This is a genomic window from Nocardia sp. JMUB6875 (assembly GCF_041154655.1).
In the GTDB taxonomy this organism is placed as follows: Bacteria; Actinomycetota; Actinomycetes; order Mycobacteriales; family Mycobacteriaceae; genus Nocardia.
In genome coordinates, this window is record NZ_BAAFGR010000004.1 from 38,479 (window position 1) to 61,213 (window position 22,735).

The window sequence follows — 22,735 nt, forward strand, 5'->3', positions numbered from 1 at the left end:
GACCCGGAACCCAGGCGGTCCGGTGAGCCAGGTGACGCAGGTCGGGGGTGCCTTCGATGGGACCGTTCGACATCCGACTCGCCTCCTTCGTTCAGCTCACATGTGTCGGTAACCCCGAAAGTACGTGGCGCGGAGCACATCGGTCAAGCTGATCCGGGGTGGTCGCGAACAGTTTGCACGAACCTATGACCAGCGGTTCGACGACCTTCACGCGAATCGGTTTATCGCACAAATAAACACGCTTTCGTCAGAACATACGAAAAGCCCATCCGACTCGCGGATGGGCTTTGTATGTTTCACCGACCAGAGGTGGGTATCTCACCGGTATGTTCGCCATCGTCGCCGCGGTCCTGTTCGGCATCGCCCTGCTGCTCGAGCTCGCCGACCGCACTTCCGGTTTCGGAGTCAGCGTCTTCGTCATCGCCGGGCTACTGGGCCTGGCCCTGCACATGGCCGGGTTCAGCGCCCGCGTTTCCCGTTCCCGCCAATGGAGTTCGCGGCGGCCGCTCTTCGGCCGCCGCCGCGTCTGAGCTCCGGTCGATCAGTTGCCTTGGGCCGCAATCGAAACCGGCTGCCACTCCCGCCAGGTGGCCAGCCGCGATTCGTAGTCGGCGGTCGCGATGCCCAGGGGCGCCTCGCCGAGGAAGATGCGCAGCGGCGGCTTTTCCGCGTCCACCACGGCGAAGACGGCCGTGGCGGTGGCGGTCGGGTCGCCGCGCTTGACCGCGTTGCGCTGGGCGGCGCGGGCCGCGCGGGCCGGGTCGTAGGCAGGATTCGGGGTGGCGTGGCGGGCCGAGGGACCCGCCCAGTCGGTGTCGAAGCCGCCGGGCTCGATGAGGGTGACGTGGATGCCGAAGGGGGCGACCTCCTGGGCCAGGGACTGGGAGAAGCCCTCGAGCGCCCACTTCGAGGCGTGGTAGGCGCCCAGGTTCAGGAAGGCGGAGATGCCGCCGATGCTGGAGACCTGGAGGATGTGGCCGCCGCCCTGGGTGCGCAGGATGGGCAGGGCGGCCTGGGTGATCCACATGGCGCCGAAGACGTTGGTCTCCAGCTGATCTCGGAATTCCTGCTCGGAGAGTTCCTCGATCATGCCGAACTGACCGTAGCCGGCATTGTTCACGACCACGTCGAGGCGGCCGAAGTGCTCGGCGGCGCGCTGGACGGCGGCGAAGTCGGCGGCCCGGTCGGTGACGTCGAGGCGCAGCGGCAGGAAGGCATCGGGATATTTGGCGACGATGTCGTCGAGCGTGCTCAGCTCGCGGGCGGTACCCGCGACCCGGTCGCCGCGTTCCAGGGCGGCGAGGGTCCACTCGCGTCCGAAACCCCGTGAGACACCGGTGATGAACCAGACTTTGCTCATGAATCGACCCTAGCGAGTTGGAGTGCGCTCCAAGCAAGGGTCGCGACCAGCTCAATTTGAATGGACCTTTTCCGCCACCTACGGATATTGCGAGCCAGCTCACATGCGTGCGATAGTGATCGCGGCATATTGAGACTACTTAGTCTCACAAGTGGGATTCAGGGTGAGGAACAGGTCGATGAGGACCAGGAGACTGACCGGGCGGCTGGTGCGGCTCGGGACCATATCCGTCAGCGCGCTCGTGGTGGCGGGTTTGGCCGCGGCACCGGCGCAGGCCGATCCGGCGGACGCTCCGGCGCTGCCATCGATCCAGCCGGCGCGGATTCTTCCGCTGCCGCCGGAACTCGATCCCGGCTTCTACAATCCGCCCGCCGACCAGGTCGCGGCCGCCGCGCCCGGCCAGATCCTCGCGGTCCGGCAGGTGAACATCGCCAACTTCGGGCTCATCCCGCTCAATGTGGACGCCTGGCAGGTCTCCTACCGCTCCAACAACTCTCGCGACGAGGCCATCCCGGCGGTGGCCACGCTGCTCAAGCCGCGCGGGGTCTCCCCCACGCCGCGCAAGCTGCTCTCGGTGCAGATCGCCGAGGACTCCACCGCGGGCTACTGCAGTCCTTCCTATGCGCTGCAACAGTTCTCGGCCGCGACCTTCGTCGGCCAGATCGTCGCGCCCGCCGAATTCCTGTTCGCGCAGGCCGCCCTGCAGAAGGGCGACGCGGTGGTGATCCCGGACCACCAGGGCCCGAATTCGGCCTACGCCGCGGGCCCGCTGGCCGGGCGCATCACCCTCGACGGGATTCGCGCCGCCACCTCGTTCGCGCCGCTCGGCGTCGGCGCGACCGCGCCCGTGGCCATGTACGGCTACTCGGGCGGTTCGATGCCCACCATGCACGCCGCGGAACTGCGCAAAACCTATGCGCCGGAACTGAATATCGTCGGAGCGGCCTCCGGCGGCACCGGCGCGGATCTGGGCGCGGCCCTGCTCATGGCCAACAACCAGGCCACCGCGGGCCTGGTCCTCGGCGCCGTCCTCGGCCTGGCCCGCGAGTACCCGGACTTCGACGCCCTGCTGGATCAGAAACTCAATCCGCTCGGCCAGCTGCTGCGCACGGTGAAATCACCGTTCTGCGTGCAGTACCAGTCCTCGATCCTGCCGTTCCTGAACATCACCGGCCTGATCAATTCGCCTGACCCGCTGCGAGAACCGGCCGTCCAGGCCGTCCTCGAGGACACCCGCCTCGGCAAGAGCCTCCCCGACATGCCGATCTTCATGTGGCACTCCAAGTGGGACGAGATCCTCCCCCTCGCCTCCGCCGACCAACTCGTGAACACCTACTGCCAGGACCCGTCCGCCCAGATCACCTACACCCGCGACTGGGCCAGCGAACACGTCGTCGCCGAAGTGGTCGGCGGCCCCGCCGCCCTCATGTGGCTCTTCGACCGCCTCAACGGCGTTGCGGCCCAACCGGGTTGCTCGACCACCGACTCCCCCTCGATGCTCGGCACCCCGGGCGAACTCCAAACCCTGGGCGACACCATCGGCGAAACCCTCGCCTCCTTCTTCGGCAAGCCGATCGGGGCTTGACCGAATCGAGGAGCGGACCGCGCGCCGGTGTGACCCAGCCCACTCCGGGGCGGCGCATTCGAGTCATGGTGCGATAACGACTCATTCGCAAAAGTAACGCTCGGATCTCCCGCGACGACGTGTCTGTCGGTAGATGGCCCGACCTGAACAGGGGGCCTGACGGTTCACTGTCGGGGTGAAATGGGGATTTCTCGCGTGGATATTCGCGACTTCATGAAGCGACATCGCATCGCATCGGCGGTTGCCGCACCGGCCGCGCTGGGTGTGGCGGCGGCGGTCGCGGCGACCTTCGCGATCACGTCGTCACCGGACTCGAAGCAGGCCGATCCGGCCTTGAAGGCATCGGTCACCGAATGCCATGACATGGTCACCATCTCGGTGGCCGGGCGCAATGACTCGCCGCAGCCGGGGACCACGAAGATGCTGGTCGACGCGAACGGCAACGAACTGCCCGCCGCGCTGTCGGACGATTACCAGAGCCACTGGGTGGACCCGGTGGTGAACGCGCCGGGCGGTCAGGTCGACTCCAATTCGTATTGGGCGGTTTACGTCTCCTACCCGGCGAATCTGAACAGCTACGAGGACGCCGTCAAGACCGGTGTCGCCAATACCGAGCAGGTCATGCGCGATATCTCCGCGGCCTGCCCGAACACCAAGTACGCCATTGTCGGCTACAGCGAGGGCGCGGATGTGGCGCGCCGGGTGGCCATGGACGTCGGGCACCAGAGTGCCGGAGCGGACGGCAAATACGGGATCGTCGATCCGGGCAATGTGGCCGGTGTGGTGATCCTCGCCGACGCGGGCCGCACCGAGGGCGAGGGCCCGTTCCCGGGCGCGAAGGACCCCAACCATCCCGACAATTTCGGGCAGCAGTACCAGAACGGCAAGTACGTGGCCGGTGGCCAGGGCGCGCTGCCGGACCAGGCCGGTGACTTCGGCGCGCTGAACGGGCGCATCGCCTCCTTCTGCTCCGACGGCGATCTCACCTGCGCCGCGCCCAAGAACATCTCGCTGCTGCAGCTGGCCATCAATGTGGGCCGGCAGATCAATGTCGACCAGATTCAGAACGACAACACCATCACGCCGACCACCGGCATCGACGTGGCGATGGTGCTGGGCAAGATCGCGGGCGACGCCTTCGCCGACATCGCGCACAATCCGAGCTGGTGGACCAGCAAGGAGACCTTCCTCGATGTGCTGCTGAAGGTGTCGGCGCCGGGTTACAAGCCGAACCAGGACAATCCGACGCCGGTGGCCGCGGACAATATCGCGGCCGAGAACATGTCGCCGCTGGCGTACCTGCCGCAGAAGGTGTTCAACGAGGTCATCGGGCTGATCACCACCAACCAGAACACCATTCCGGTGCTGCTGAACGACCCGTACAACCTGACCCTGGGCCCCAATGGCACCGGCCACCACTTCGACTACTGGCACGACCAGAATCCGGACAACGGCAAGCAGGTGAGCTCCGCGGAGTACGCGGCCGCGTGGCTGACCGAATTGGCCAAGCAGGCGCAGGCCAAGCAGCTCGATCCCAAGACGCTGAACCCGACCACGACCACCACCGCGCCCAAGGCCCTGGCCGCCGCGACGCGCGCCAGCACCTCCGGAACCACCACTCCGGCAACGGGTTCCACGACTCCGGCGACCACCACCCCGACCACCACGGGCACCACGCCGCCGACCACCACCACCACCACGGCGCCGCCGACCACCACGGTCAAGCCGGAGGCCACGACGACCACGCCGCCCGTCACCACGACGACGCCGCCGGTGACCACCACCACGGTGCCGCCGACGACGACCACGACGGTTCCGCCCACGACCACGACGACCACCACCGCGGGTCACTGATCTGACGACAATGCGCTGGTGCGGGACCCTTTCGGGTTTCGCACCAGCGCATTTTTCGTATGCGGATAAAGGCTCAGCGAATGCTGAACCAGACCAAACTGCCCAGCCCCGCCACGAGGCAGTAGATCGCGAACGGCGTCAACGTCTTGGTCTCGAAGTAGGCCGTGAGGAATTTGACCGAGATATAGGACAGCACGCCCGCCACCACGCTGCCCGCCAGCGCCGGGCCGAGGATCTCGTGGTTCTCGGGCTTGAACAGCTCCGGCATCTTCAGCACGCCCGCGGCCAGGATGACCGGGGTGGCCAGCATGAAGGCGAAGCGGGCGGCGTCCTCGTGCCGCATGCCCTTGAACAGGCCGGCCACGATGGTGCTGCCCGAGCGGCTGATGCCCGGAAACAGGGCCGCGATCTGAGCCGAGCCGATCAGGGTGACGTCGCGAAAGCTCAGGCGGGACAGGCGCACATCGGAGGCGTGCGCCGGATCGGTCATCGGCAGCACGACGGTGTCCTCCATGGACAGGTCGCCGGTGCGCCCGGTCGGGCTCGAAACCACGAAATCGGGTTCGGGCTCGCGCTTGCGCATGATCTCCGCGGACAGCAGCACGAAGCCGTTGATCGCCAGGAAGATCGACGTCGGGACCGGCGTCCCGAGATAGTTGCGGACGGCCTTCTCCAGCAGCAGCCCCGCGATGCCCACCGGAATTGTCGCGACCACCAGCAGCACGCCCAATCGTGCTTCGGGCGTACGCATCTGGCGGGTCAGCACGACATCCCACAGGCCGCGCAGAATGCCGACCCAGTCCCGCCAGAAGAAGATCACCAGGGCCAGTGCGGTCGCGACGTGCATGGCCACCAGCAGCGCCAGATACGGGGAGTCCTTGGCCGACATGCTCAGATCGTCGGCCCACTTGCCGCCCGCCCAGGCGGGCAGCAGGATGCTGTGACCCAGGCTGGAGACCGGGAACAGCTCGCTCACCCCTTGCAGCGCGCCGACGACGATCGATTCCAGGTAGCTGATGGCCATACGAATTCCTGTCGGAGCGCGGTGCGGGGATCGATTCGCGAGGCTACTCGATCGGGGGTCGGTGGGGTTCAGGGCATACCACCGGTCCGATCCCGCCCGGACGCAATCCAATTGCGCCGCGCGGAGCCTTGCTGCGTGGAATACTTCCGCGATATGCAGTACAGGGGTTTCGACAATCCCGAGACCAGCGAGGATCCCGAGTTAGCGCAGGCTCGCATCTTCCTGAATGAATTGGAAAGACATGTAGTCAAACTGACGCGGCGTTTGCAATCCGCACCCACCGCTGAAGCCCGGCAGACCATCAATGCCGAACTTTCCACGGTGCGCCGGTATGTGGATCGCATTCACCGCAGATTCCCCGGAATCGCCATCGCGAATCTGTAGGCGGGCGGTCGGGTCGCTAGCCGAGACGTTCACGCCAGCGTTCGGCGGAGCGGACCATATCCAGGCCCACCCGCTCCAGGTACTCGCTCATGCCCAGCAGCCGGACCCCGGCGGGCGTGGACGCGCCCAGCGCCTCGGCACCGTCCCGGGCCTGCGCGGCCAAACGCTCGTTGACGCGCGCCGCCGCGAGAGTCACCCGATACCAGGCGGATTCCTCGATCACGTAGCGATCCCGGCGACTGCCCCGATCCCGGTCGCGCCGGATCAGCGCCCGCTGCTCGAGCTGGCCGACCGCCGCCGACACCGTCGCCGGACTCACCCGCAGCTGCGCCACCAGCTCGGCGGCGGTGAGACTGCCCGAATCCGCGGCATAGAGCCGGGCCAATACCGCGGCGGCCGTCTTGGGCATCCCGGTCTGCGCGAACAGCACCGCGATCGCCGTGCTGAATTCCGCCAGCAGAGCCGGGCTGCGGCCGTATTCGTCTGCACCGGAAGGCTTTTCGACGCGCTTGGGTCGGGACACGCGGCGGCGCGAGCGCACCGTGGTGGCGGCCTGCGCCGTCTCCGCCCGATAGCGGCCCGGACCGCCGTTGCGGGTCACCTCCCGGCTCACGGTGGAGGTGGGGCGATTGAGCTGACGGGCGATGTCGGCGTAGCCGAGCCCGCGGGACAGACCCGCGGCGATGAGACGGCGATCCTCCTGATTGAGTCTTCCTCCGGGCACCTGCGCGGCTCCTTCATCAGATTGCCGCCGAAGCGGCGCGGCTCCCAACCTATTGCAACACACGACCTGCGTGATTGCATTAGGTTGGAATCGCACCGCAACTCGAATTCCCGTGTACTACAGGCATTCTCCCGTTCCCCACGGCATTCGTTCATTACCCGTCTTGTGAACGCAACGTAGCGTTCGCCCTAGTTCGAATTCAGCGCCGCCGTCACCAGACGCGCGATCGCCGCCGTCGCAGTGGAATTCGGATGGAACGGCGTGGTCGCCGCGGCGGGCACCAGCGGCTCGATCCAGCGCGGACCCACCGGCTGGCACATGTCATGACCGGGCACCCCGAAAACATCGACGCCGATGGCTCCGATCCACCGCGCCTCCTCGAGCTGGACGGCCGCGAAGCGGGCGACGACGCCGTGCAGGTACGGCACATCGCCGCGCACGAAAGACGCTGCGGGATAGCAACTCCCGGACTCCGGCAGGGGGCTCGCGTAGTTCACCATCACGATGCGCGCGGCGGGCGCGCGATCGCGCAGCGCCCGCAGCACCGCCGCGATGCGCGGCCGGATCTCGTTCTCCAGGCGATCGCCGAGCCGATCGACCCCGCCGGCCGTGTAGTAGCGCTCGCACGGATTCCCGTCGAGATCGGTGACGGCCAGCGCCCCGCACGGGCCGAAGGTATTCGGCAGATTCAGGTCATTGCCGCCGATGCTGATGGTGATCAGATCCGTATCCGGGGTCACCGCGTCGAACTGCGGCGGATTCACCGCGAGGGTGACCGATTGGGCGACGGTCATATTCGCGGTGGTGGCGTCGCCGCAGGTCATATCGACGAATTCGGCCGGGCGTAGTTCGGCGGCAACGTAATTGGCGACATTCTTCCGGGAGCGGAAGCAGCCGGGCGTACCGTACTGATCGAGCAGGTCTCCGACGGCCGCGTACGAATCACCCAGTGCCACATACCTTCCGATACCCGGATCGGCGTGCGCGGGGACGGTGGCCAGCACGATTCCGGCGACGGCGGCCAGCATGATCGGCAGTCTTCTCATCATGTTCCCCTGAGCAGGCCGGGATTCGGAACCCGCCCCGTTAAACATAGTTGCTTAATTTATGAAGCATGTTCGATTAACTAGCAGGTCAGCTCGCCGGGTGAGCCGTGTGCGCTCCGAACCGCGCCCGGCCCTATAGTGACCCCGGTGAACAGTCCTGACGCGCGCGAGCTGATCCTGCTCGCCGGTGAGCGCTCCATCGCCGAACGCGGACCGGATGTGGCGCTGCGCGATATCGCGGTGGCGGCGGGACAGCGCAACAACTCCGCGGTGCACTACCACTTCGGCTCCCGCGACGGGCTCATCACCGCCATCATCGAGCGGCACCAACCCGCGCTGGAGTCCCGGCGCACCGAACTGCTCGCCGACCACGAGGCCTCCGGCGCGCCCGACAGCGTGGCCGCGCTGGTCGCGGTGCTGGTGCGGCCCATGTTCGACGTGCCCTACGCCGAGGGCTCCACGCACTACGCACGATTCCTGGAACAGGCGCGGGCGCATCCGGCCGTGAGCGGACCCGACCTGCACGAGAAACGCTGGCACGCCACCCGGGTGATCGTGGCGCGGCTCTACAAGGCCATGCCCGATCTGACCCGGGCGCAGAAGACCTATCGGCTGCGGGCCATGAGCACCGTCATGTTCGCCCTGCTCGCCGACTACGAGCGCCAGGACCTGCCCACCGCCGCCGAGCGGAACGACGCGCAGGCCAGCATTATCGCCATGATCGTCGGACTGCTGACCGAGCCGGTCGCGGCTCAGGGCGCGGCGGTGCGGGCGTCCGGATCGAAGCCGCCGGGGATCTCGTAGACCTGACCGGTGAAGGTGATGCCGAACAGCCGCCCGGCCGAGAAGCCCTGGCCGCCACGGCCGTACTGCACCTCGCTGGTCAGCTGCGGGCCGAAGCCCAGCACGCAGTAGGCGCCCGGCGCGTCGATGCGGACGACCTGGCCCAACGTATTGAACGGCAGCACAGGGCGTTCCAGTGAATCGAGCGTCAAACCGTCCGGGGCATTGAAGAAGTCACCGCCGGAGAGGTCCAGCAGCGATTGCGGAGCCCAGGGGGCGTTGGTCGGAATCCGGCTGACGCCGGGATTGACGAAGGTGCGCGAAACGTACAGGAACGAGTTGTCCCGGTTCAGCACCGCGCCATTGGCGCTGGGGAAGTTCGCCCAGTCCGCCTGCACCGCGCCGTTCGGATACACGCGGCCTACCAGCGATCCGAAATCGTTTGTGGCATAGACGGTTCCGTCATGGGCGACGTCCATGCCGTCCGCGGCCGAGAGTCCGGACGCGAAGGGGGCCATCGCGCCGGTATCCGGATCGACGGTGACGATCCCGGCCGCGCGGATGGCGTCGCCGATCGCGGCCCGTGCGTCCGCGCCGTATCCGACCAGCAGGCGGCCGTCCGGCAGCCAGGCCAGCGCGCCCGCGCCGCCGCTGGGCACCCGCGCGATCGGGATCGCGGGCGCGCCCGGCGCGTCGATGCGGAAGACCTGACCGCTCACCAGATCCGTGACGAAGGCCCGGCCCGCCGGGTCCACGGTGAACCCCTCGAGCGCGGCGCCCGGCACCGAGGCGACCGTGAAGGTCGGCTGGCCCGCGCCGGCGCAGACCGGGGCGGCCGATCCCGGGGCGGCGGTGAATATCGACAGCGCGGCGAAGGTGAGCGTCGCCAACGCGACCGCCGCCGATTTATTGATCCCCATGACCCACCTCACGGATTTCGCCGATGAATCTCTGCATCGTATGACGTTTTCGGGGCTTGACGGGTTCAATGGTCGCCGTGCCCGGAAATTCTTTTCGCCGCGGTCGGCCGGTGCGCCGATTCACCGCCTGCCTCGCCCTGGCAGCCAGCTGGGCAGTTGTCCACATATCAACGGGTTCAGCGGATCCCGTTGTGGCACAACAACTTCCAGTCACGGTACCGAGCATTCGACACTGGGAACCGGCGGCCGCGGGGACGACCGGATTCACCCTCGGGCCCGAATCCCGCATTGTCGCGGACGGCGAATATCGGGAAACCGCGCAGCGCCTGGCCGAGGATCTGACGCGGGCCGGAAAACCGATTTCCACCGCCGAAAATGATGATCGACCTGGCGATATCGTGCTGCGTCGCGGCGAAACGGGAACCCCGGACGCGGAGTCCTATCGCATTGTCCTGACCGACCGATTGACCATTACCGCCAATGATTCGGCGGGCATGACACACGGCACGCAAACCGCGCTGCAATGGCTGCGCCAGAGTTCCACGCTCCCCGGCGGCACGGTCGAGGATCATCCGGACTACACCGAGCGCGGGCTCATGCTCGACACCGGGCGCGAGTTCTTTCCGGTCGACTGGGTCAAGGCTCGCATCCGCGATGCCGCGTACCTGCGAATGAATCTGCTGCAGCTGCATCTGTCGGACACCCAGGGCTTCCGGCTGGCCAGCATCACGCACCCGGAGATCACTTCACCGGAGCACTACAGCGCCGCCGATCTCCGCGAGATCCTCGCCTACGCCCGCTCCTACGGCATCGAGATCGTGCCCGAGATCGATATGCCCAGCCATATGAACGCCATCCTCGCCGAGCATCAGGATCTGGTGTTGCGCCCGGCGCGGACCACCGCACAGGATGCGGCACAGGACAATACGATCGCGGGCGGCGTAGGCGGCAAGATCGATCTCACCAATCCGGCTGCCTACCAACTGATCAGCGACATCCTGCGGGAGTTCGTGCCGCAGTTCCCGGGCCGGTACTGGCATCTGGGTTGCGACGAGTACGTCTCGGACTACACCCGCTATCCGCAGCTGGGTGATTACGCCACAGGCACTTTCGGCCCCGGCGCGGAACCCGGCGATGTGATCGTCGGCTTCGCCAACTGGGCCGCCGAGATCGTCGAGTCCTTCGGCAAGACCCCGCGGGTCTGGAACGACGGGTTCGACCATGCGGGCCTGCTGTCACCGAAACCCGAACTGGTGGTGCAGTACTGGTCGTCCAGCGCCGGTGGCCTGCCCTGGCTGCCCGGCGGTCGCACGCCCGAGGAGTTCACCCGGGCCGGACATTCGATCCTCAATGCCGCGTTCACGCCCACCTACTTCGCTACCGGCGGTCCGGCGGCGGCGCTGAACGCTCCGCCCGAACTGCTCTGGGCGTGGGATCCCGGACTCTTCGTCAACGGGCAGCGGCTGCCCGAATCCGATCGGTCCCGGTTGCGGGGTTCCATGGTCTTCGTCTGGTGCGATGATCCGACGGCGCTGACTCCCGAGCAGATCGTCACTCCCCTGCGCGCTCGCCTGGCGGTCATGGCCCAGCAGTTGTGGTCGGGCACCGGCGGTCTCGCGTATCCGGAATTCATCGCCCGTACCGCGGCTGTCGCCTGGCCCTGATCAGAAGCGGCGGGCTCCGGTCACCGGCATATTGTTCAGCGGCGAGATCTTCACTCCCGACCCGTAGTCGCTGGCGTGGATGATCTTCCCGTCGCCGAGGTACATGGCCGAGTGGCCGCCGCCGTAGTAGGACACCAGATCGCCCGGCTGCAATTCGTCCAGCGGAACCGGGGTTCCCGAAGCCAGCTGCGAATAGCTGGTGCGCGGCAACTCGACTCCGGCCTCGCGATAGGACCACTGCACGAATCCGGAGCAGTCGAAGGAGTCCGGGCCGTTGCTGCCCGCGCGGTAGTACGCGCCGAGCTTGCTGGTGGCCGCCTCGATCGCGCGCTGTCCAGCGGTCCGCTTCGGCATGGCCGCGGGCATCGGGGCGGGCACGGCCGCGGCATCGGTCACGCCGGGAATGCCGACCAGCGGGGGCAGGCTGCTGGGAATCGAGAAGCTGCCCAGTCCGGCCACCACCACCGAGCGGACCTCCGGCGCGGGGGCCGGGGCGGCCGGACGCAGCGGCTCGGGTGAGAGCGCCTGCACCGGAATCGAATCCGCGCCCGGCTCCGCGGGGGTGATGGCGACCCGTTCCGGAATCGCGACCATGCGGGAGGCGTCCGCCTCACCCACACCCGAGGTCCTGGCATCGTTGTCGGGATTCGTCACGGGACGGAAATCCCCGGCTTCCCCAGCCGTGGATTCCTGTGCCGGAACGATGATTCCGAACTGCGCCGCGATCTCGTTCGGGATCTCGATCTCGCCGATACCCGGAACGGTCACCGGCGCCGCGTGCGCCTCGCCCGCCGTGAAGAGCAGGGCGGCTCCGACGGCCGCCGCGCCGAGGACTCCTGTCACCAGGGCCCGCAGGCTCAGCCGCGGAAGAACTCGAACCTTCTGTCTATCACCGATCGTTTCCATGAGCGGTCGTCCTCCGATCAAGCCGTGAAAGCTATTCGGTTTCCGTCCAACACTCGCGAATGTTCGGTACTGCCAGCCGATCCGAGATTGCATATTTCGCCGGAAGTGCAGGGGGTGCAATGAATGACATGCGTGTTATTCATTACGAAACGGTAACCATTGACGGTTGTGTCCAATTGGACACAGCGGATTTCACGCTTGGACACAGCCGATTTCGCACCGAATCCACGACTTCGCGCGCGCCATGACGGGCGCGCACCCCCGCGCGTGTGAGACTGGCGAACGGAAAAAACCGCCCTCCCCATCATCAGGAGGATGATCGATGACCGAATCCGGTGTACTACCGAATCTTCCCGAACCACTGGTCGTGACGCTCGGGAATCTGAAAGGGGGCGTGGGCAAGACGACTTCCGCCTTCTTCCTCGCCTCGTATTTCGCCACGGTGCATGAACTTCGAGTGCTCGTGATCGACGCCGACCCGCTCAGCCAGACCGGCTACTCCTGGTATCGGCGCCTGCAGAAGGCCGAGGTGGAGATCCCCTTCGAACTGCTGGCCTTCCCGTCCAGGCATGTGAACGATTGCATCACCGACAATTCCGGGAAATACGATGTGATCATCGTCGACGCCGGCGGTGAATCCGCGGAGATCTTCAAGGCGGCGGTCCCGGTGAGCGACGAACTGATTCTGGTCACCAGCGTCAGCCCCTCGGAAGTCAAGCGCGTGCCGAGTACCTATCGGGCCGCCGAAGAGGCCGCCGCGGAAAGCGATCGCGCCATTCGGGTGCGCGTGCTCATGACAAAGGTTCCCGTCACCATGAAGAACGGCGTCAATGTGTCCACCGAATACCGCACCCAGCGCGGCAATCTGGAGGACGCCGGATACGACGTCTTCGATTCCTGTGTCAGCGCCTGGAAGTGGTATCGCGAGGCCGCCGACGGCGAAGTCGGCGACGGGGCCGAGAACCCGATCGAGGATCTCGGCGAATATCGTGCCGTCGGTGACGAATTGGTGCGACCGTATCTCGAGGCCGCGGCGGCCGACCTCGTACCGGTGGAGGTGTCTGCCTGATGCCACCGCAGCGTCGTAAGAGTTCCATCGGTGGCGGCGGGCTGGGCCGCAACCCGCTCTCCGACGAGGCCGAGCACACTCCCCCGGTCTCGCCGCTGCGCGACGCCAAATGGCCGCGCACGCCGCAACTGTCGAAGGCGGCGACCGCGGTGCTGATGTCGCCCGGCGCAGCGGAGGCCGAACCGAAGGCCGCCGCGAAGACCGTCACCGCGCCGAAGGCCGGACCCGCCGCCGAGGCGGTCCGGCCGGTGCTCGAGGTGATCGCCGCCGAACCCGAACCCGCGCCACCCGATCCGGTACCCGCGGCGGCCGCGCCCGCGCCCTCGGTGCTGGACCTGCCCCTGCCCGCCACGGGCGGCGAGGGCCCGCTGAGCCGTTCGGAGTCCGAACAGCTCGAGGTCTGCGAATCCTCCATCGACGCCTTGCGGGTGGCATTCTGGACCGCCGGGCGCGCCCTGCAGATCGTGCGCGACGGTCGCCTCTACCGGGCCGATCACGCCACCTTCGACGACTACGTCGAGAAGCGCTGGGACATGCAGCGGTCCTACGCGCACAAGCTGATCCGGGCCTGGCCGCTGGCCGCGCGGCTGCATCCGGTCGCGCCGTCCATCAACGAGGGACAGATCCGCGAACTGCTGCCGGTGGCCGCGGCGCACGGCGAGGAGGCGGCGGTCACCGTGTACACCACGCTGGCCGCCGATGTGAAGGTCACCGCGGGCAAGCTCCGCGAGGCGGTCGCGGTGCTGCGCGACGACTACGACGAGCAGGAGGTCGTACAGCGGCTGCAGGCGTGGCTGCGCGGGGATCTCGCCGAGCAGGAGCAGCCGCAGACCACGGATGTGTTCAGCTCCGTCGAGTCCCGGCTCGCCGCGCTGACGCAGAAGGTGGTGAAGGGCTCCACCGATCATCCGGACGCGGCCCGCGAATTCGCCGCCAAGCTCCGGACTCTCGCGGAACTGATCGAGCAGAAGATCCCGAACTGAGCGCAGACAGAGAAGGGGCCCGGCCTGACGGCCGGGCCCCTTCTCGTTGCTCCGGGCTATTCGCCGACGGCGCGGTACTCCCGGCCGCCGGTGGCCCGCTGCCGGGTCGCGCGGGCGGCCGCGGCGTCGAACAGCTCCAGGTGCTCGAAAAGCGGATCCTCGTCATCGGATTCGACCAGGACCGCGCGACGCAGCTGGGTGCGGGTCTGCTCGCGGTCGGGGCGGGGACGCTCGCGGGTGGCGGGCGGCTCCTCGGCCTCCTCGGTACGGCGGCGGGCCGCACGGGCGGCGCGGCGACGCCGGATGTCCTCCTCCAGGCGGACCTGTTTGCGTAGGTATGCGAGGTAGCCCACCAGGCCCGCGCCGGACAGGGCCGCCAGCCACCACAACACCGGCAGGACGGCGAATCCGGCGGCGGCGAAGATCAGCGTGGACAGCACCAGGCCCAGCACGGCGCGCTGGCGGAAGGTGTAGCGGGCCGCGCGGGCGGCGGCGTCGGCCTCGGGGTCGTAGCCGCCGCGTCCGCGCCGGGTGGGCACGAAATCCTCGTCGTCGGAATCCAGTTCCGGTTCCGGCTCGGGTTCGCGCAGCGCGGGCATACGGGCGCGCTGGGGGGCCTCCGGCTCGGGTTCGGGTTCGTCGGTACTGTCGGTCTCGGCATCCGCCTCATCGAGGCTGCCGGTCCCGGATTCCCCCTCGTCCGTTGCGGTTTCGGGTTCCGTCTCGGATTCTGTTGCGGCAGAAGCGGATTCGGCTTCCTCCTCCGCCTCGGCGACGACCTCGACCGAATCCTTCTCGGGCTCGGAAGCTTCGGCGGTCACCTGGGCCCCGTCCCCCGGCCCCTCGGTCTCGACTTCCTTCTCGTCCGACGCAGTGGGGCTATCGTCCGATCTGGTCATCCGATCCTCCGGATCCTCGCTCGGGTGCTGAAGCTTCCTGCGAACCGGCACGTAGTCCGGGTCGGTCTCATGTCCGGTCGCCGGACCTTTCCTGGTGCGTCGCTTGGCACCACCGCGATGCAACACCCGCGTGGACAGGGCGGCGTCGGTGTGCTGACGGATGCGGGGATGACGGTTGGCGAGCATGGGGAACAGGACGAAGACCCAGAGCACCACCAAACCGATCCACAAGATCGAATTCGGCATTGCCGTCACACCTCCGTCCCGCCCAGATAGCTGTCCCTTCGACGTGCACCGCAGCGCCTACCGGTTGGTAGGCGGACGCACCACCGACGTCCGTAGGGTAAATCCACCGCAAGGTAATTCCCCACAGGCGCGCCGACCACACCCGCAACACTAGTAACAACCACCCCGTAAGGTGGAAACACACAGCTAGTTTTCAGGCTTTGGTGGCGCGTCCGGCGCGAATCAGCCTGTCCACCACCGTGCCCGAGACCTCTTCGACGGTCATGCCGACCAGCAGGTGGTCGCGCCAGGCGCCGTCGACATCGAGGTAGCGCTGCAGCAGGCCCTCCTCGCGGAAGCCGACATTGCGCAGAACCGCCTGGCTGGCAAGGTTTTCCGGGCGCACGGTGGCCTCCACCCGATGCAGGCCGACCTCGCCGAAGCAGTGGTCCAGGCCCAGCGCCAGCGCCGCGGTGGCCACGCCCCGGCCGCTCAGCTCGCTCGACACCCAGTAGCCGATCCACGCCGAACGCAGTGCGCCGCGCACGATATTGCCCACCGTGAGCTGGCCCGCGAACGAGCCGTCCACCTCGATGACGAACGGGATCATGGCGCCGCGCCGGGCCTCGGCCTTGAGCGCCGACCACAGCGCGGGCCAGTTGCTGGAATGGTTGCGGGCCTCCCACGGGCCGCGGCCCGTCGGCTCCCACTTCTCCAGATAATCCCGGTCCCGGATGCGAATCCGGCTCCACGCCGAGGCGTCACGCAGCCGGATCGGCCGCAGCGTCACGGTGCCCGCCGCGACGCGCACCGGCCCGAGATGCGCGGGCCACCCCGGATGCTGGGCGGTCCGGAAGACGTTCATGTCCACGCCTCACCCACGCTGCGCGAGGAAAGCGACCCGCACCTCGTCCCCCGTACGCACCTCGGTGACGTCCGGATCGATGACGATCAGGCTGTTGGCCTCGGCCATGGTGGCCAGCAGATGCGAGGACGCGCCGTTCGGCCCGCCCAGCGGCTGCACCAGGTAGTCGCTGGTCTGCTCGTCGCGCATGAGCTGCGCGCGCAGGTAACCGCGGCGGCCCGGGATCGAGGCGATCGGCAGGATGGTGCGCGCCCGCACCACGCGCCGCATGGGATGGCGGCGGCCCAGCGCGATCCGGATGAGCGGCCGCACCATGACCTCGAAAACCACCAGCGCGCCAACCGGATTCGAGGGCAGCAGGAAGGTCGGCACCTCGTCGCGGCCGAGCAGGCCGAAACCCTGCACCGAACCCGGATGCATGGCCACCCGGGTGATCTCCAGCTCGCCCAGACCCTCCAGGGCCTCGCGCACCTGCTCCGAGGCCCAGCCGCCGACCGCGCCCGCGATCACCACGACCTCGGAGCGAACCAGCTGGCCCTCCACCACATCCCGCAGCCGCTTGGGATCGGAGCTGACGATGCCGACCCGGTTCACGTCCGCGCCCGCGTCGCGCGCGGCCGCGGCCAGGGCGTAGGAGTTCACGTCGTAGACCTGACCAGGCCCGGGAGTGCGGTCGATATCGACGAGCTCGCCGCCCACCGACAGCACCGACAGGCGCGGGCGCGGATGCACCAGCACCTTGTCCTTGCCCACCGCGGCCAGCAGCCCCACCTGGGCCGGGCCGATGATGGTGCCCGCGCGCACGGCCAGATCGCCGGGCTGCACGTCATCGCCGATGCGGCGCACGTAATCGCCCGAGCGCACCGGTTCGTAGACCTTCACCCGGGCCCGGCCGCCGTCGGTGTTCTCCAGCGGCAGCACGGCATCGGCGAGGGTGGGCAGCGGCGCGCCGGTGTCCACCCGCACGGTCTGGCGGGGCTGCAGGCGGATCGGCTGCCGCGAACCCGCGGCCACCTCGCCCACCACCGGCAGGCTCAGATCCACCGAATTGCCGTCCTCGTCGCGGATATTCGCGCCCGCGCCCGCGACATCCACACTGCGCACGGCGTATCCGTCGATGGCGGCCTGATCGAAACCCGGCAGCGGGCGCTCGGTCACCACATCCTCGGCACACAGCAGTCCCTGGGCCTCGCTGATCGCGACCCGAACCGGCCGCGGGGCCACAGCCGCGGCGGTCACCTTGATCTGCTGATCCTCAACCGAGCGCATGCCGCCCTTCCGTTGTCTCGCCCGCCGCGTCCGTCGCGACCGATTCGCCTGTGTCGGTGCGCACCCTATCCATGTTCCCGCGCACGAGGTTCCATCTTCCCGCGCACGAACTCTATTCGTGCGAGGTCAGCTGGGGATTCCAGCCCGGCGCCAACCGCTGCTCGAGCCACTCGCGCAGGGCCGGACCGTATTCCTCGCGTTCCAGAGCGAAATCGACCGCAGCACGAAGATAACCGCCCGGGTTGCCCAGATCGTGTCGCGACCCACGATGCACCACCACGTGCACCGGGTGGCCCTCCGCGATCAACAGCGCGATGGCGTCGGTCAGCTGCAGTTCGCCGCCCGCGCCCGGGGTGATGCGGCGCAGCGCGTCGAAGATGGCGCGGTCCAACAGGTATCGCCCGGCGGCGGTGAAGGTGGAGGGCGCGTCCTCGACGGCCGGCTTCTCCACCATGCCCTTGACCTTCAGCACATCCGACGGCCCGTCGGGCAGCTCCTCGACGTCGAAAACGCCGTAGGCGCTGACCTGTTCCTTCGGCACGTCGATGGCGCACAGTACCGAACCGCCGTGCGCCGAGCGCACACTCGCCATCAACTCCAGCACGCCCGAGGGCAGCACCAGGTCGTCGGGCAGCAGCACCGCGATCGCGGTCTCGTCGTCGTCGAGCGCCGATTCCGCCTGCGCCACCGCGTGACCCAGACCCAGCGGCTCCTCCTGCACCACCGAGGTCACGTCCAGCAGCCCCGGGGCCTTGCGCACCTTCTCCAGCAGATGGAACTTGCCGCGCTCGGCGAGGGTGCTCTCCAGCACCAGGTCCTCGACGAAATGCGCGACCACGCCGTCTTTTCCGGGCGAGGTCACGATCACCAGCCGGTTGGCGCCGGACTCCGCGGCCTCGGCGGCGACCAATTCGATGCCCGGGGTGTCGACCACCGGCAGCAGCTCCTTGGGCACCGTCTTGGTCGCGGGCAGGAACCTGGTGCCGAGCCCCGCCGCGGGAACCACCGCGGTGCGGAAGCAGGCGTCTGCTCCGCCGGGCGACACGGCTCCGCCGCCATTAGCTGTCATGAAATTCACCCTATCCATCGTCATCTGCTCGAAGTCGCTCGTGGCCGCCTCGATATCTCCGAGAGCCTAAGGGGCCGGACGGCCGAGGGCGCACCGAACGCCGACCCGGGCCCATCTGGCAGACCGACCCGTTCATTTCATTTGGCGTTCGCCGCGCCGTGATCTAGGTCGTACCCAGCGGTTGTTGACTGACACCTATGACCGACCGTGAGGATCCCCACAGCCCGGACTCCACCCCCGAGAATCCCGCCACACCGGCCGTGAACTCCCCCGATGCCGGGCGCGGCCTGAGCCGCCGCCGGCTGTTCGGGGCCTCGGCCATCGCGGGCATCGCCGGAATCGCGGCCGGTGCGGGCGGTGCCGTGGCACTGCGCGGCAATGGATCCGGCGCCGCGGCCTGGCCGCGCTCGGCCGAACTGGTGACCACCCCCGATCGCGCTGCCGCGCCGCGGGTTTCGGGACTGCACCTGCAGTTCGGGGCCGACGCCGCGCGCGAGGTCGTGGTCAGCTGGCACACCACCGGCTCGGTGACCGCGCCCACCGTGCGCTACGGCACCGCCGACGCCGGCTTCGGCAAGAGCGTCCAGGCGCAGACCCGGACCTATCGGGATGCCAAGTCCGGCATCGAGATTCAGGCCCACCACGCGCGCCTCACCGGCCTGTCCCCCGACACCGACTACGTCTACGCCGCCGGGCACGACGGCGCGCCGCCGGAGCTCGGCACCATCCGCACCGCGCCCGCGGGCCGCGCCAGGTTCCGGTTCACCAGCTTCGGCGACCAGGGCACCCCGACCGTCGGCAAGATCGTCGACGGCAAGGCCCTCAACGACAACCTCGGCTCCCAGTACGCCGGCGACGTCACCTCCGCCGTGGAATCGCTGGCCCCGCTGTTCAACCTGGTCAACGGCGACCTCTGCTACGCCAATATCGCCACCGACCGGCTGCGCACCTGGAACGACTGGTGGGCCAACAACTCCCGCTCCGCGCGCTACCGGCCCTGGATGCCCGCGCCGGGCAACCACGAGAACGAACTCGGCAACGGGCCGATCGGCTTCGCCGCCTTCCAGACCTATTTCACGGTGCCCGACGCCGGGGCCGAGGAGCACGCCAAGGGCCTCTGGTACTCCTTCACTGTCGGTGGCGTGCGCGTCATCGCGGTCGCCAATGACGACATCTGCCTGCAGGACGGCGGCAACAGCTACGTCAAGGGGTATAGCGGCGGGGCCCAGAAGCGGTGGCTGGAAGCCGAATTGGCCAGGGCGCGCGCCGACAAGGGCATCGACTGGGTGGTGGTGTTCATGCACCAGGTCGCCATCTCCTCGGCCGACAAGTTCAACGGCGCGGATCTGGGCATCCGGCAGGACTGGCTGCCGCTGTTCGACAAGTACCAGGTCGACCTGGTGCTGTGCGGGCACGAACACCATTACGAGCGTTCGCATCCCGTGCGCGGGGTGACCGGGTCCGAGACCCTCACACCCAAGCCCGCCGACACCCGCAAGGACCTCGTCGACACCAGCAAGGGCACCGTGCACCTGGTGATCGGCGGTGGCGGCACCTCCGCGCCGTCCAACCAGCTGTTCTTCCCCGGCGACAAGTGCCGCGTCATCACCGCCGTCGGCGCCGCGGACCCGGCCACCGGGAAGAAGACGCCGGTGTACGTGCTCGAGGACGCGCCCTGGTCGGCGTTCAAGGACGCCGAACATCCCTACGGCTTCTGCGCTTTCGACGTGGATGCCGGACGGCCGGGCGGCGACACCACGATCAAGGGCACCTATTACGCGCTCACCGGGCCGACCAGCGAGCTGAAGGCGATCGACACGTTCACCCTCACCCGCCCGCGCTCGGATCGCTGACCCCGCCCGCCCTAGGGTTGGGTGCGTGACGGACGAACGCGACAAACGGGCCTGGCGGGAGGAGATCCTCGCGCGCCGCAAGGCGCTGCCCGCCGAGGTCCGCGCGCGCGAGGCGGCGGCGCTCGCCGCGGCGGTGGCCGCCGCGGATCTCGGCGGCGAGGTGGTCTGCGCCTACGTGCCCGTCGGCGGCGAGCCGGGCTCGCTCGCCATGCTGGACGCGCTGCGCGCCGCGGGCGCGCGGGTACTGCTCCCCGTGACCGGTGAGCCCGGTCCCCTGGAATGGGCCGAGTACACCGGTCCGGAGGGCTTGCGGCGCGGCCGGTTCGGCCTCCGGGAACCGTCGGGCGCCCCGGTCGCGAATGGGATCGCAATGGCGGCGACCATTCTGGTTCCGGCATTGGCGGTCGATGAGCGGGGAGTCCGATTGGGACGCGGCGCGGGTTATTACGATCGCAGTTTGGGCGCATGCCGCGCCGATGCGCGATTGGTCGCGGTGGTGCGCGACGACGAACTCGTGCGGCGTTTGCCGGAGGAGTCCCACGACCATCGAATGGGATGGGCGTTGACCCCGTTCGGCGGGCTGCGGAGGCTCGAAGATCACGTCGGGAATTGACACCCGATTGGCAGCGTTGGCACTGCCAGCTGTAGAGTGCTAAATCGACGAAGAGCGTGGAGGTTACCCGATGCCTACTTACTCGTATGCATGCACCGAGTGCGACAACAAGTTCGACATCGTGCAGTCCTTCTCCGATGACGCACTGACCACCTGCGATCGGTGCAATGGCAAGCTGCGCAAGCTGTTCAACTCGGTCGGCATCGTCTTCAAGGGCAGCGGGTTCTACCGCACCGACAGCCGCAACGGCTCGACCTCCTCAGAGCCGGCCAAGCCGTCTTCCTCCGACAATGGCTCCAGCTCCACCGCGTCGAGCGCGCCGGCTCCGGCTGCCTCGACCGCTTCGGCGAGCGGCTCCACCTCCGCCGCCTGATTCGAGCTTTTCCACAGCCTCTCTGTTATCCACAGCCCGGGTTTCCCCCGGGCATGTCGGCGTTCGGGCGGTCGTAGGCTGCCCGGCATGACGCGACCGTACCGAGCCTTCCTCCGGGAGTTCCGCAGCCGCCCGACCTGGGCGGACACCGTACTGCTCCGCCGGGTCGGGGCGGTCGCGCTGCTCGTTCTGGCGGCCTTCCTCGCCGTTCGCACCGATCCCGCCGCCGGGCGCACCGAGGTGCTGGTGGCCGCGCGGGACCTGCCGCCGGGCCGGGTGCTCGGCGACGGCGATCTGCGGTCCGCGCCGCGGGAGACGGCCACGCTGCCCGCCGGGGCCGTGCGCGAGGCCGGGCGGCTGCGCGGCGCCACGCTGGCGGGCGCGCTGGCGGCCGGGGAGATCGTCACCGAGCTGCGGGTGGTGGGACCGCGGCTGGCGGCCGTCGCGGCGCACGCGCCGGATGCGCGCATCGTGCCGATTCGCCTGGCGGACAACGCCGTTGCCGAGATCCTGCGCGCCGGGGACCGGGTGGACGTGGTGGCGGGCGAGGATTCGGGCGGAAGTGGCCGTCCAGCACGGCTATTGGCCGCCGACGCGGCCGTGGTGCTGGTATCGGGGACGGAGGACGCGCGCGGCCGCACCGACCGCGTGGTGCTGGTGGCCCTGGATTCCCGGCGCGCCACCGCGGTGGCCGCGGCCTCCCTGCGCAGCGCCCTCACGGTGGTGTTCCACTGAACCGGCGCGCCCGTGAACTAGCATCGCCCGGTACCCCATAACACTGCGTTCGATCCCTCAGGTAGAGGAGTTTCGGCAATGCTCAAGGGTTTCAAGGATTTTCTGCTCCGCGGCAATGTGGTCGACCTGGCCGTGGCGGTCGTCATGGGCACCGCGTTCGTCGCCATCGTCACCGCGTTCAGCGACGGCATCATCACCCCGCTGCTGGCGGTATTCGGCAAGACCGACAATCTGGGGCTGGGCTTCCAACTGGTGGCCGGCAAGCCCGCCACCTTCGTGGCCGTCGGGCCGATCATCACCGCGGCGATCAACTTCGTGATCATCGCGGCGCTGCTGTACTTCATCGTGGTGGTCCCGGCCAACCGGGCCAAGGCCCGCTGGGGCGGGACCGCCGAGGACGCCGCACTCTCGGACAACGAACTGCTGCACCAGATCCGGGACCTGCTGGCCGAACGCAGCGCGGGCGGCAAACACGAAAGCTGAAGGCGGACAACGCAAACGGACCCGGCGCGAAAAGCGCCGGGTCCGTTGG

23 protein-coding genes are annotated in these 22,735 nt (G+C 68.3%); 13 read left to right on the forward strand and 10 right to left on the reverse strand.

Going from position 1 to position 22,735, the window contains the following annotated elements:
* Window positions 1-326: 326 nt before the first annotated feature.
* Window positions 327-530: a hypothetical protein gene (locus ACAM49_RS01950; protein WP_369633714.1), complete on the forward strand. Its 204-nt coding sequence runs from the start codon at window positions 327-329 to the stop codon at window positions 528-530.
* A gap of 11 nt (window positions 531-541) precedes the next feature.
* On the opposite strand, the gene ACAM49_RS01955 is transcribed toward ACAM49_RS01950, so the two are convergent.
* On the reverse strand, window positions 542-1,360 hold the full coding sequence (locus tag ACAM49_RS01955) for an SDR family oxidoreductase (protein ID WP_369633715.1): 819 nt from the start codon (window positions 1,358-1,360) through the stop codon (window positions 542-544).
* Window positions 1,361-1,538: 178 nt separating this feature from the next.
* On the opposite strand from ACAM49_RS01955, the gene ACAM49_RS01960 reads away from it, so the two are divergent.
* Complete coding sequence (locus tag ACAM49_RS01960; RefSeq protein ID WP_369633716.1) at window positions 1,539-2,945, forward strand: lipase family protein; 1,407 nt, start codon at window positions 1,539-1,541, stop codon at window positions 2,943-2,945.
* A 213-nt stretch (window positions 2,946-3,158) separates the two neighbouring features.
* A complete protein-coding gene (locus ACAM49_RS01965; RefSeq protein WP_369633717.1) occupies window positions 3,159-4,799 on the forward strand; it encodes a cutinase family protein in 1,641 nt (546 codons plus the stop codon).
* A 73-nt stretch (window positions 4,800-4,872) separates the two neighbouring features.
* On the opposite strand, the gene ACAM49_RS01970 is transcribed toward ACAM49_RS01965, so the two are convergent.
* Window positions 4,873-5,829 carry an undecaprenyl-diphosphate phosphatase gene (locus tag ACAM49_RS01970; RefSeq protein ID WP_369633764.1) on the reverse strand — a complete coding sequence of 319 codons (957 nt, stop codon included), beginning with the start codon at window positions 5,827-5,829 and terminating at the stop codon, window positions 4,873-4,875.
* Window positions 5,830-5,958: 129 nt separating this feature from the next.
* On the opposite strand from ACAM49_RS01970, the gene ACAM49_RS01975 reads away from it, so the two are divergent.
* Window positions 5,959-6,207, forward strand: coding sequence for a hypothetical protein (locus ACAM49_RS01975; protein WP_369633718.1), 249 nt, complete (start codon window positions 5,959-5,961; stop codon window positions 6,205-6,207).
* 16 nt (window positions 6,208-6,223) lie between these two features.
* Here ACAM49_RS01975 and ACAM49_RS01980 read toward each other — a convergent pair whose 3' ends face one another.
* Both ACAM49_RS01980 and ACAM49_RS01985 read right to left on the reverse strand, forming a co-directional pair.
* Complete coding sequence (locus ACAM49_RS01980; protein ID WP_369633719.1) at window positions 6,224-6,931, reverse strand: helix-turn-helix domain-containing protein; 708 nt, start codon at window positions 6,929-6,931, stop codon at window positions 6,224-6,226.
* 188 nt (window positions 6,932-7,119) lie between these two features.
* Entirely contained in the window at window positions 7,120-7,977 is an 858-nt protein-coding gene (locus ACAM49_RS01985; RefSeq protein WP_369633720.1) for an SGNH/GDSL hydrolase family protein, read from the reverse strand.
* Window positions 7,978-8,124: 147 nt separating this feature from the next.
* Here ACAM49_RS01985 and ACAM49_RS01990 point away from each other — a divergent pair, with 147 nt between their 5' ends.
* The gene (locus ACAM49_RS01990) at window positions 8,125-8,781 is read left to right on the forward strand and encodes a TetR family transcriptional regulator (protein ID WP_369633721.1); all 657 of its coding nucleotides are present in this window, start codon (window positions 8,125-8,127) and stop codon (window positions 8,779-8,781) included.
* On the opposite strand, the gene ACAM49_RS01995 is transcribed toward ACAM49_RS01990, so the two are convergent.
* Window positions 8,730-9,680: an SMP-30/gluconolactonase/LRE family protein gene (locus ACAM49_RS01995; protein WP_369633722.1), complete on the reverse strand. Its 951-nt coding sequence runs from the start codon at window positions 9,678-9,680 to the stop codon at window positions 8,730-8,732. The genes ACAM49_RS01990 and ACAM49_RS01995 overlap by 52 nt on opposite strands.
* Window positions 9,681-9,871: 191 nt before the next feature.
* Between ACAM49_RS01995 and ACAM49_RS02000 the strand changes: the two genes are divergently transcribed.
* Window positions 9,872-11,344, forward strand: coding sequence for a family 20 glycosylhydrolase (locus ACAM49_RS02000; RefSeq protein WP_369633723.1), 1,473 nt, complete (start codon window positions 9,872-9,874; stop codon window positions 11,342-11,344).
* On the opposite strand, the gene ACAM49_RS02005 is transcribed toward ACAM49_RS02000, so the two are convergent.
* On the reverse strand, window positions 11,345-12,250 hold the full coding sequence (locus ACAM49_RS02005; protein ID WP_369633724.1) for a C40 family peptidase: 906 nt from the start codon (window positions 12,248-12,250) through the stop codon (window positions 11,345-11,347).
* Window positions 12,251-12,572: 322 nt separating this feature from the next.
* Here ACAM49_RS02005 and ACAM49_RS02010 point away from each other — a divergent pair, with 322 nt between their 5' ends.
* Together ACAM49_RS02010 and ACAM49_RS02015 are read left to right on the forward strand one after the other, a co-directional pair.
* Window positions 12,573-13,319, forward strand: a complete 747-nt coding sequence (locus ACAM49_RS02010) for a ParA family protein (RefSeq protein WP_369633725.1) — start codon at window positions 12,573-12,575, stop codon at window positions 13,317-13,319.
* Window positions 13,319-14,302, forward strand: coding sequence for a hypothetical protein (locus ACAM49_RS02015; protein ID WP_369633726.1), 984 nt, complete (start codon window positions 13,319-13,321; stop codon window positions 14,300-14,302). The genes ACAM49_RS02010 and ACAM49_RS02015 overlap by 1 nt, the downstream gene beginning before the upstream one ends.
* A 56-nt stretch (window positions 14,303-14,358) precedes the next feature.
* Here ACAM49_RS02015 and glpR read toward each other — a convergent pair whose 3' ends face one another.
* From glpR to ACAM49_RS02035, 4 genes are all read right to left on the reverse strand, one after another.
* Entirely contained in the window at window positions 14,359-15,447 is a 1,089-nt protein-coding gene (glpR, locus tag ACAM49_RS02020) for a gephyrin-like molybdotransferase receptor GlpR (RefSeq protein WP_369633727.1), read from the reverse strand.
* Window positions 15,448-15,640: 193 nt separating this feature from the next.
* Window positions 15,641-16,291, reverse strand: coding sequence for a GNAT family N-acetyltransferase (locus tag ACAM49_RS02025; protein ID WP_040812934.1), 651 nt, complete (start codon window positions 16,289-16,291; stop codon window positions 15,641-15,643).
* 9 nt (window positions 16,292-16,300) lie between these two features.
* Window positions 16,301-17,560: a gephyrin-like molybdotransferase Glp gene (glp, locus tag ACAM49_RS02030; RefSeq protein WP_369633728.1), complete on the reverse strand. Its 1,260-nt coding sequence runs from the start codon at window positions 17,558-17,560 to the stop codon at window positions 16,301-16,303.
* Between the two features lie 112 nt (window positions 17,561-17,672).
* On the reverse strand, window positions 17,673-18,629 hold the full coding sequence (locus tag ACAM49_RS02035) for a UTP--glucose-1-phosphate uridylyltransferase (protein WP_369633729.1): 957 nt from the start codon (window positions 18,627-18,629) through the stop codon (window positions 17,673-17,675).
* A 197-nt stretch (window positions 18,630-18,826) separates the two neighbouring features.
* Here ACAM49_RS02035 and ACAM49_RS02040 point away from each other — a divergent pair, with 197 nt between their 5' ends.
* From ACAM49_RS02040 to mscL, 5 genes are all read left to right on the forward strand, one after another.
* The gene (locus ACAM49_RS02040) at window positions 18,827-20,482 is read left to right on the forward strand and encodes a purple acid phosphatase family protein (RefSeq protein ID WP_369633730.1); all 1,656 of its coding nucleotides are present in this window, start codon (window positions 18,827-18,829) and stop codon (window positions 20,480-20,482) included.
* A gap of 25 nt (window positions 20,483-20,507) precedes the next feature.
* Window positions 20,508-21,095 (forward strand): 5-formyltetrahydrofolate cyclo-ligase, encoded by a 588-nt coding sequence (locus ACAM49_RS02045; RefSeq protein ID WP_369633731.1) that lies wholly within the window; start codon window positions 20,508-20,510, stop codon window positions 21,093-21,095.
* Between the two features lie 70 nt (window positions 21,096-21,165).
* Window positions 21,166-21,468 (forward strand): FmdB family zinc ribbon protein, encoded by a 303-nt coding sequence (locus ACAM49_RS02050; RefSeq protein ID WP_369633732.1) that lies wholly within the window; start codon window positions 21,166-21,168, stop codon window positions 21,466-21,468.
* An 87-nt stretch (window positions 21,469-21,555) separates the two neighbouring features.
* Window positions 21,556-22,203, forward strand: coding sequence for an SAF domain-containing protein (locus tag ACAM49_RS02055; RefSeq protein ID WP_369633733.1), 648 nt, complete (start codon window positions 21,556-21,558; stop codon window positions 22,201-22,203).
* A 78-nt stretch (window positions 22,204-22,281) separates the two neighbouring features.
* A complete protein-coding gene (mscL, locus tag ACAM49_RS02060; RefSeq protein WP_369633734.1) occupies window positions 22,282-22,686 on the forward strand; it encodes a large conductance mechanosensitive channel protein MscL in 405 nt (134 codons plus the stop codon).
* The last annotated feature ends 49 nt before the right edge of the window (window positions 22,687-22,735 follow it).